This is a genomic window from Gracilibacillus halophilus YIM-C55.5 (assembly GCF_000359605.1).
GTDB classification, from domain to species: Bacteria; Bacillota; Bacilli; order Bacillales; family Amphibacillaceae; genus Gracilibacillus; species Gracilibacillus halophilus.
Genome location: NZ_APML01000096.1, coordinates 1 through 9,575 on the forward strand (window position 1 = coordinate 1; position 9,575 = coordinate 9,575).

Annotated in this window: 8 protein-coding genes and 1 pseudogene; 2 read left to right on the plus strand and 7 right to left on the minus strand. The window is 39.1% G+C overall.

Annotated features, from left to right (window positions below):
• Nucleotides 1-57 precede the first annotated feature (57 nt).
• Together J416_RS14780 and J416_RS14785 are read right to left on the minus strand one after the other, a co-directional pair.
• Nucleotides 58-1,230 carry a pyridoxal phosphate-dependent aminotransferase gene (locus J416_RS14780; protein WP_003475258.1) on the minus strand — a complete coding sequence of 391 codons (1,173 nt, stop codon included), beginning with the start codon at nt 1,228-1,230 and terminating at the stop codon, nt 58-60.
• Complete coding sequence (locus tag J416_RS14785) at nt 1,223-2,035, minus strand: carbon-nitrogen family hydrolase (protein ID WP_003475260.1); 813 nt, start codon at nt 2,033-2,035, stop codon at nt 1,223-1,225. Before J416_RS14785 ends, J416_RS14780 begins: the two co-directional genes overlap by 8 nt.
• 211 nt (nt 2,036-2,246) lie before the next feature.
• On the opposite strand from J416_RS14785, the gene J416_RS14790 reads away from it, so the two are divergent.
• Together J416_RS14790 and J416_RS16000 are read left to right on the plus strand one after the other, a co-directional pair.
• Nucleotides 2,247-3,758: a catalase gene (locus tag J416_RS14790; protein ID WP_240407289.1), complete on the plus strand. Its 1,512-nt coding sequence runs from the start codon at nt 2,247-2,249 to the stop codon at nt 3,756-3,758.
• 101 nt (nt 3,759-3,859) lie between these two features.
• A complete protein-coding gene (locus J416_RS16000; RefSeq protein ID WP_003475264.1) occupies nt 3,860-4,036 on the plus strand; it encodes a hypothetical protein in 177 nt (58 codons plus the stop codon).
• 294 nt (nt 4,037-4,330) lie between these two features.
• On the opposite strand, the gene J416_RS14795 is transcribed toward J416_RS16000, so the two are convergent.
• The 5 genes and pseudogenes from J416_RS14795 to J416_RS14815 all read right to left on the minus strand — a co-directional run bounded on the left by J416_RS14795 (nt 4,331) and on the right by J416_RS14815 (nt 9,359).
• A complete protein-coding gene (locus J416_RS14795; protein ID WP_003475269.1) occupies nt 4,331-4,852 on the minus strand; it encodes a hypothetical protein in 522 nt (173 codons plus the stop codon).
• Nucleotides 4,853-5,185: 333 nt separating this feature from the next.
• Nucleotides 5,186-6,208: an NADH:flavin oxidoreductase/NADH oxidase gene (locus J416_RS14800; protein WP_003475277.1), complete on the minus strand. Its 1,023-nt coding sequence runs from the start codon at nt 6,206-6,208 to the stop codon at nt 5,186-5,188.
• A 133-nt stretch (nt 6,209-6,341) separates the two neighbouring features.
• Nucleotides 6,342-7,264: pseudogene (locus J416_RS16065) on the minus strand (glycine betaine ABC transporter substrate-binding protein).
• Nucleotides 7,265-7,333: 69 nt separating this feature from the next.
• Entirely contained in the window at nt 7,334-8,167 is an 834-nt protein-coding gene (locus tag J416_RS16070; protein ID WP_003475283.1) for an ABC transporter permease, read from the minus strand.
• 1 nt (nt 8,168) lies between these two features.
• Nucleotides 8,169-9,359, minus strand: a complete 1,191-nt coding sequence (locus J416_RS14815) for a quaternary amine ABC transporter ATP-binding protein (protein ID WP_003475284.1) — start codon at nt 9,357-9,359, stop codon at nt 8,169-8,171.
• Between the last annotated feature and the right edge of the window lie 216 nt (nt 9,360-9,575).

A 9,575-nucleotide genomic window follows, 5' to 3' on the forward strand; every position in this document is an offset into this window, starting at 1 on the left:
GTAGATAATCTCGCACCAAGCCTCCAAAAATGTCCTCATTCATTACAGTCAAAATCTTTAAAACAATTGTAGCTTATCAATCCGGTCACAAGCTTCGCGTAATCGTTCTTCTTCATCTAATAGCCCAATACGTACATACCCTTCACCGGACGGACCGAATCCATTTCCCGGCGCAACCATGACATGCGCTTCTTCAAGCAAGAGATCCGCAAATGATTCAGAACTGTAACCTTTGGGCACAGGCATCCAAGCAAAAAAAGATCCTTTCGGTGCATCACCATGCCAGCCAATACGATGAGCATAATCAATAAATGCATCTCTTCTTTTTTCATATGTATCGACTAAATCGTGTATCGCTTGATTCCCATGTTGTAAGGCTTCATGTGCGGCTTTTTGAATCGCACCAAAAATACTGACATAATAATGATCTTGCAACAATTCGATCGCTTGAATAACAGAAGGATTACCAACAGCAAATGCGACACGCCAACCAGCCATATTAAACGTTTTCGACAATGTGTAGACTTCAATGCCAATATCTTTGGCACCTTCTGATTGTAAAAAGCTCCGTGGTTTTTCACCATCAAATCCTATCGCACCATAGGCAAAATCATGCACCACACAAATATGATGCTGTTTAGCTCGCTCTACTGTTTGATCAAAAAACGCTTTCGTCGCTGTGGCAGCAGTCGGATTGTTCGGATAATTTAAAAACATCAATTTCGCTGCATCTAAATCATCTGGATCTACATCTCGATAATTCGGCAAAAAGTTATGTTCTTCTATCAACGGCATATAAATTGGATTTCCACCAGCTAAGGCAATTCCTGATAAATAATCTGGATAACCGGGATCTGGTACAAGCACTTGATCATGAGGATTTAACAAGCATTGGCTAATTTCCACTAACCCTGTTTTCGCACCAAATAAAATCGCCACTTCGTGATTTGGATCGACATCCACATCGTATTCTCTTTTATAAAAATCAGCAATCGATTGCTTTAAAAACGGATAACCTTGAAAAGGCGAATACTTGTGAAATGTTGGATTTTCGCTTGCTTCTTGCAACGCTTCAACAATAAAAGAAGGCGTCGGCAGATCTGGATTTCCTTGTCCTAAATTAATAACGTCATAGCCTTGTCCCTTTTTCTTACCAACTTTTTTCACTAGATTGGCAAAGAATTGATCAGGTAATCGGTTCAAAGCATCAGAAAATTGAAATTTATGCATCATGTTTCCCCCAATGATTGTCGTATAGCTTAGGTACACGGCTCTCAAATACAGGAATTTGTTTGCGTGTGTCTCTAACTTTCTCTAAATCCACTTCTGCATGGATGGTTGCTTCTGCTTGTGCTGGACCATCTGCTACTAACTCACCTAATGGATCAATGACGAGTGATTCACCTGCGAATTGGGTCCCGTTACATTCACCAGAACTATTACAGCTAACGATGTAGCATTGATTTTCAATCGCACGAGCGTGGAGTAAATATGTCCAATGATTTCTTCTTGCTGCTGGCCATTGTGCGACAACATAAATCACTTCCGCTCCTTGCAATGTAAGTGAGCGCATCAATTCAGGAAAACGAAGATCGTAACAAATCACAACGCCCATTTTCACGTGATCGAGTTCAAATAATTCTGCTCGGTTGTTACCACCTTGCAAATACTTAGGTTCATCAAGCATCGGTACTAAGTGCATCTTGTCATACTGGTGTACTTGCTCTCCTTTTCGATTAAAAACGAGGTTTGAGTTATATATGCCGTCTTCCTGCTGATTCGCTACAGAACCACCGATTATATTCACTTGATAGCTCCATGCTAAATGGCTCAAAAAATCATATGTTGGTTGTAGCTTCTGATCAGCTGCTTCTTCTAATTGATCTAGCGCATAACCAGCGTTCCACATTTCTGGTAATACAATGGTATCCGGATTCGTTTCTGCTATTTGATATTCCGCCCACTCACGTATTTTTTTTCGATTCGTTGCTGGGTCAAGAACTTCTACATCCATTTGATAAATCGCATGTTTCATCTTTTATCACCTACCTGCCTCTAATTGTAAAGGATTCGATAGGGAAAGGGAAGTCGGCAAGTCAAACAGCTCGCCAAAAATATACGCATTCATACATATATAGGTTTATATAGGGCAAAATTTCTAATGACATGAACGAAAGGAGAGGACCAATTTGGTTAACAAAAAATTTAACAGTGAAGAAGAGAAACTCACCAATCAGCAAGGACATATGGTCACAGATAATCAAAATACCCGAACCGTTGGCGATCGTGGTCCAATGACATTAGAAAACTACGATTTCCTTGAAAAAATTAGTCACTTTGACCGAGAAAAAATTCCTGAACGAATTGTCCATGCCAGAGGTACGGGTGCACATGGCTATTTTCAATCCTATGGTACCGTCAATGGTGAACCAATTTCGAAGTACACACGGGCTAAAGTTTTTACCGAAACCGAAAAGCAAACGCCTGTATTTGTCCGTTTTTCTTCGGTTGTTCACGGAAAACATTCACCGGAAACGCTACGTGACCCACGGGGATTTGCGATTAAGTTTTACACAGAAGACGGGAATTGGGATCTTGTCGGCAATAACTTAAAAATATTTTTTATACGAGATCCACTAAAATTTCCTGATATGATTCATGCGTTCCGTCCTGATCCGGTTACGAATATTCAAGACTTGGAGCGAATGTTTGATTTTGTCAGCCAATCTCCTGAAGCGATGCATATGATTACGTTTGTCTATTCACCATGGGGGATTCCTGCAACATACCGTCACATGCAAGGTTCTGGTGTGCATACGTACAAATGGGTGAATCATGAAGGAACATCCGTCCTCGTCAAGTACCACTGGGAACCAGTTCAAGGAATTAAAAATTTAACCCAAGGGGAAGCAGACAAAATTCAAGGTAAAAACTTTAACCATGCGACACAAGATTTGTATGAAGCGATTGAAAAAGGTGATTACCCTGAATGGGAATTGTACGTGCAAATCATGGAAGATAACGAACATCCAGAACTAGATTATGATCCACTTGACCCAACGAAATTATGGTATAAAGAGGAGGCGCCTTGGCATAAAGTCGGGAAAATGGTGTTGAATAAAAATCCGGAAAATTTTCATGCCGAGGTAGAACAGGCGGCATTCGGTACGGGTGTGTTAGTCGATGGGCTTGATTTCTCAGACGATAAACTATTGCAAGGAAGAACCTACTCTTATTCTGATACACAACGTTATCGTGTGGGGCCAAACTATCTACAACTTCCCATCAATCGTCCGCTGAAAAATATTGCTACCAATCAATCAGGTGGACAAATGGATTACCGTCAAGACTATGGTGACCAAAATGATCCTCATGTCGATTATGAACCATCGTATATTAGCGGACTAAAAGAATCAGAAAATCCTGGTCGCGAACATCAACCATATGTTGAAGGACATTTGCAACGTGAACCGATTCCTCGAACCAATAATTTCGGTCAAGCAGGAGAAACTTATCGCCGTCTCAATGAATGGGAACGAAAAGATTTAATTCATAATTTGGTATCAGCTTTATCTGACTGTCGGAAAGGCATTCAAGATAAAATGATCGAGATGTTTTATCAATGCGATCAAGACTATGGTAAGCGTGTGGAGGACGGATTGAAAATGGCCATGAACAAAATGAAAAGCCAAGAAGATAAGATGGATCAAGCCGTCGATCAAGCAGAAGAAATGGGACACGTCTCCGATCCATATTAAGCCATGAAGGGTGCAATGATTGTACCCTTCTTTTTTTACGCTGCTATAGATTGATTTATGTTATCATTTGATTAGAACTATTTTTTGAAAGGATGTCGCTTATGAATTGGGCATATACATTATATGCTGTACTGCTAGCAATATTATCAATTATTACTGGGGAAATTGTCACCTTTGTCATGCTGGGGATTATTTTAATCACGCTACATAATATCCAAAACACGTTGAAAGAGTTATTGGAATTAAAGAAAAGAGAGTCAGATGATAACAACCAATGAGACTGATATTGCCGAGTGGTATGACCATCATTGATATCGATTGAATCATTTAAGTGAATTTTACGACACTTGAAAATTATATGCTGTTGTAAAAAAAGCACCGCTAGCACTTTTTGGATTTGTCTTGTGGTACGGTCTCTATATATCGAAACCATGAAAAATTTTATCTTTAAACTATATAATCTATTTACGATATGAGATATTGGTGGATATATTACTATTCCTCTCTACTTCGATCAACTACTCACTGTTGATTTTGCCATATTATGATCCGTCGCTTAGAAAAAGGATACTCTATGAAGAACGAACAATTTGTTGTTGTCTAGCCGACGTAGATTTCCTCGTAAAACTGATATAAATGGTGAGTAAAATGCAGGTGAAAAGGATGGAATGGAATAAGACATGTAAAGTATTTGGGGTTATTCCATTCATTTCAGGTAAAAATGAATGTGTTTGCCCAAACATTTCTTGATACCTTTGTGTTCTCTGATCCGCCCCATAACCAAAAAAATACGGAAACCACCAATCGAATAATGCACCAACAAAAATACTTATTTGATGAATGATAAGCCATAACTTAATGATGATTGGATAACGTTTGCCAACATAGCAAAGAACTCCTATTAAAATGAGGAGAACCTGTCCTGCGCCGACTGTACTTTTAATGAATATTTCATTTACCGTACTCTCTTGTAGAATAGCCTGAACATCATTTAAAGGTCCTAAGGGAACCCAATCTTGCACAATCATAAATAGAAAAATTAGACTTAAACCGATCACTAACAGTTTTTCAGACAGACGTATATTACGAGGCATGCCACTCCTCCACTATCGTTCTAGTTGAACATATTGTAACATACGGGAATTAATATTTTTCTATACACATAAACATTTATAAAAATCTTAATATTCTTCGTCTAATTTTCACTCATTATACGACTGGCAAATCGTTTGTTTTCTAAAGTAGATTTCCCAGTAAATCGCAAATTAACAGGAAATCTCGGCTGCTTCTCCTATAGATTTCCCAGTACATCGCAAATTAACGGGAAATCTCGGCTGCTTCTCCTATAGATTTCTCAGTACATCGCAAATTAACGGGAAATCTCAGCTGCTTCTTCAATAGATTTCCCGATAAATGAAATGAGCTATTTATAAATATCCACGCTCGTACTGTTTCGGGATATCTACATCTTTATTTAACGAAACAGCAGCGTTTAATGCCCAATAAGGATCACGCAACATACCACGTCCGACAGCAACCAAGTCAGCATCACCATTTCCAATCACAGCGTCTGCTAAGAATGGATTGTCTAAGCGCCCAACAGCAATCACTGGTATATTCACGGCTTGTTTTATTCTCCGTGCAAAAGGAATCATGTAACCAGCGTGACTACCAGGGAAACGTGATGGTGAAACGGGCCCTTCTCCACCTGCACTAATATGAAACAAATCGACGCCTGCTTCTTTATACTGTTTGGCCAAAGCGACACCACCCTCAAGATCATAACCATCTTCAGCAAATTCAGTGGCAGATATACGCATAATGAGTGGCATATTTCCTGGCATTTCCTCTTTCGCTGCACGTATAACTTCTACGCCAAACTTGGATAACTCCCCATATTCATCATCACGCTGATTCGTTAAATGAGAATGAAATTGATGGATTAAATAACCATGAGCGCCGTGTAATTCAATCGTATCAAAGCCAGCTCGCACTGCACGACGAACCGATAGGCGAAATTTTTCTATCATTTGTTTCACCTCATCAGTTGTTAAAGCACGTGGGGTTTTATATTTCTCGTTAAAACGAATGGCTGATGACGAAACGGGAGTGTCTGCATCTTCGGCTTTGCGACCGGCATGAGCAATTTGAATACCAATCTTGGCACCCTGTTGATGAACCGCATCGACAATTTTTTGATAGGCAGGAATTTGTTCATCTGACCAAAAACCTAAACAATTATTAGAAATTCTGCCATCTGGTTCTACATTGGTCATCTCCATAATAACAAGTCCAGCCCCGCCAACTGCTCGACTAACATAATGGGTATAATGCCAATCATTTGGCGTACCATCTTCTTTTCTTACGGAATATTGACACATCGGTGGCATTACCACTCGATTTTTCAATGATAAATCTTCTATATCAACTGGAGTATATAAATCAATCATTACCTCATCTCCCTTTTATTGATCTGTCACTTGTAGTATACCAATAAAATAACTTATGATCACTTCATTGATTTTACAATAGAAAAAAATCCCTCTACTCTTAATCGAGTAAAGGGATTTCTTGATATGTTACTTATTCAACATCTGCAGTCCATTCGTCAACTTTATCTTGGTTATCTTCTACCCAGCTGCTGCTGCTTCTGCTGGATCTGCACCATTTTGAACTTCAAGCATAACAGAGTTCATAGATTCTTCTGTCCATTTGAAGTTATCTAGTACACTGTATGCATTTGGAAGGTCTTCTTCTAGGCCTTCACGAACCATTGTTTCAATGTTCTCAGCTTCACCAAAACCTTCATTTGGATCTTCTAGATATTTAAGATCAAATTTAGAGAATTTCCAGTGCGGAGACCAACCAGTAACGATGATCTCTTCTTCATTGTTAATCGCTTCTTCTAGTGCTGTAGCCATTGCACCACTAGATGAAGTTTGCAATTCCCAATCGCTTAGATTATCATATTCTTGAATTGCAGCTTCTGAAGCAGCTGTAACACCTGCCCCTGGCTCAATTCCAGTGATTGTTTTATCAGCTTGATCTGATAAATCTGCAATAGAATCAACATCCATGTATGAAGGTACAACTAAACCTGTTTTGGCACCTTCTAGGTTAGCTCCTAGTTCTACCATTTGATCTCCATACTCAGCATACTGAGATTCGTGAGTTAATGGCAACCATGCCGCTACCATACCATCAGCATCGCCATTGGCAACAGCTTGCCACATTGCTGCGTTATCTAAAGATGTTAGTGTCACATCATAACCTAGGTCTTCCAATACTTTGCCAACTACGTTTGTAGAAGCAATTTCTGTATCCCAGTTCACATATGCTAATTCGATCTCTTTGCCTTCACCAACTGCAGTTTCTTCTTCACTACCATTTCCTTCTGATTGGCCTTCGCTATCATCGGAGCCTTCTCCTCCGCCACATGCAGCTAAGACCATAACTAGTGCTAAAACAGCCACTAGACCTAACTGTTTCCATGTTGTTTTAAACATGAATAGATCTCCCCTTTTTTGTAAATTTTTATTATAAACTTCCCAAAAAGATTGGGAATGTTTATCGCATTATTTGTTCACGTTTTGAGAAATACGGTCAATGATAATCGCTAAAATAACGATCCCTAGACCGGCAACAAAACCAGCACCTTCATCAGCACGCTGTAATGCTGTTAACACATTATCACCTAGGCCAGGTGCACCAATCATTGATGCAATAACAACCATAGATAATGCAAGCATGACTGTTTGGTTCACACCAGCCATTATCGTTTTCTTAGCCATTGGTAATTCAACTTTAAATAATTTTTGTGAACCAGTGGTACCAAAAGCTTCGGATGCTTCAATTAACTCACCGGATACTTGGCGAATTCCTAAATTGGTAAAACGCACAACTGGTGGTGTTGCGAAGACCACTGATGCAAACACCCCTGGCACCATACCAATACCTAAGAAGATAATCGCAGGAATTAAATAAACGAATGCAGGCATTGTCTGCATAAAGTCCAATATGGGTGTAATAATGGTCTGAGCCCATTTACTCTTGGACATCCAAATCCCTGCTGGAACACCAATAATGACTGAAATTAAACTTGCAAAGAAAACAAGTGTAAATGTCTCCATCAATGCTTCCCATAATTCCTGGTTATAGACAAACCATAACCCGATGATAGAAAAGATTGGTAAGCCAATTCTTTTACCAGAAACAAAGAATGCAATGACTGCCACAATTAAAATAATTAAAAGTGCGGGTAATTGACTTAGCCATTCGGCAGTGGATTCAATAAAAGTACCAAAATGTTCTTTGATCGGATCAAAAATGAAATCAAATGTTTCTTGTACTTTTTCAACAAACCAATCCACGCCATCGGCTAATGGAATCTTCGGCATAAAATCAAGCATCTTATTCATTCACCTCATTTCCGTTTGCCAATGCTGCAATGACTGAACCACGGACAATGATTCCTCTTAACTTATCATCTTCAACAACCGCAACGGGTACGGGTGCATCATAAATGATATCGAAAATCTCCTGAATCGCAGCATCTTTACTTACTGTCGGCATATCTGTACGCAAAATATCGCGTAAATCATTCTTCTCTTGTTTTCTCGCATCTGATACATCGTCAGCCGTGACATAACCGTGTAAGTTACGTGAACGATCAACGACATAAATACTGGATAGGCCTTGCTCGCGAATACGCTCTAAGGCAACTCGTGGACCGTGTTTCTCAATATCTACTGTCTCTGGTCGCTTCATAATATGTTCTGCTGTAAGTACTTTCGAACGATCAACATCCTCTACAAATCGTTCAACATAATCGTTGGCAGGATTGACTAAAATCTCTTCTGGTGAACCAATTTGTACAATCGAACCATCTTTCATTAGTGCAATCCGATCACCAATACGTAAAGCTTCATCTAAGTCGTGCGTAATGAAAATAATAGTTTTCTTCATTTTTTCTTGTAGATCTAACAGTTCGTCTTGCATATCCTTACGAATCAGTGGGTCTAACGCAGAGAATGCCTCGTCCATTAAAAGAACTTCTGGATCATTTGCTAATGCACGAGCTAGACCGACACGTTGTTGCATACCACCTGATAGTTGTTCAGGATATTGATTAATGAAACTACCCAGTCCAACTAATTCAAGGGCGTTCTTAGCTTTTTCTGAACGTTCTTCTTTACTAATACCTTGGATTTCTAGGCCAAACTCTGTATTTTCAAGAACGGTTCGAAATGGGAATAAAGCAAATTTTTGAAAGACCATGCTCATTTTTTCTCGACGAACAGTACGTAAGTCTTCTTTATTCATATGAGCCAGTTTGTCACCTTCTACTTCTACTTCCCCTTCTGTTGGTTCAATTAAGCGATTTAAAAGACGAACAAGAGTTGACTTCCCACTACCAGAAAGCCCCATAATAACGAAAACTTCGCCTTCTTCGACTTCAAAATTAGCCCGATTGACCCCAACAGTACAACCAGTTTCTCCTAATACTTCTTCTTTCGTATAACCTTCATCTAATAATTTTGTTGCTTCCTTTGTTTTTTTGCCAAATATTTTCGACAAATTCTCAACCTTTATCACAGGCATGAACCTTCCTCACCCCACTTAATTTAACTATGACTTTTTTACTATTATGTTCGACTGCCTAAATCCACTTTTTCTACTTTACTGGTTTTTTGCCTTATTATCAAGAAATAAATAACTAGATGTGCGTCCATTTAGACCGTACAGTTTAAACTGAACGAACTTATCACGATGAAACTCAAAGATTACTCGCTATATCTACAAATATCGACCATAATT

Excerpts from the sequence above, each read along its gene's own strand:
- J416_RS14795 (WP_003475269.1), bottom strand. The coding sequence starts at position 4,852 with ATGCCTCGTAATATACGTCTGTCTGAAAAACTGTTAGTGATCGGTTTA.
- J416_RS14780 (WP_003475258.1), bottom strand. The coding sequence starts at position 1,230 with ATGCATAAATTTCAATTTTCTGATGCTTTGAACCGATTACCTGATCAA.
- J416_RS16000 (WP_003475264.1), top strand. The coding sequence starts at position 3,860 with ATGAATTGGGCATATACATTATATGCTGTACTGCTAGCAATATTATCA.
- J416_RS14800 (WP_003475277.1), bottom strand. The coding sequence starts at position 6,208 with ATGATTGATTTATATACTCCAGTTGATATAGAAGATTTATCATTGAAA.
- J416_RS14785 (WP_003475260.1), bottom strand. The coding sequence starts at position 2,035 with ATGAAACATGCGATTTATCAAATGGATGTAGAAGTTCTTGACCCAGCA.
- J416_RS14815 (WP_003475284.1), bottom strand. The coding sequence starts at position 9,359 with ATGCCTGTGATAAAGGTTGAGAATTTGTCGAAAATATTTGGCAAAAAA.
- J416_RS16070 (WP_003475283.1), bottom strand. The coding sequence starts at position 8,167 with ATGCTTGATTTTATGCCGAAGATTCCATTAGCCGATGGCGTGGATTGG.
- J416_RS14790 (WP_240407289.1), top strand. The coding sequence starts at position 2,247 with ATGGTCACAGATAATCAAAATACCCGAACCGTTGGCGATCGTGGTCCA.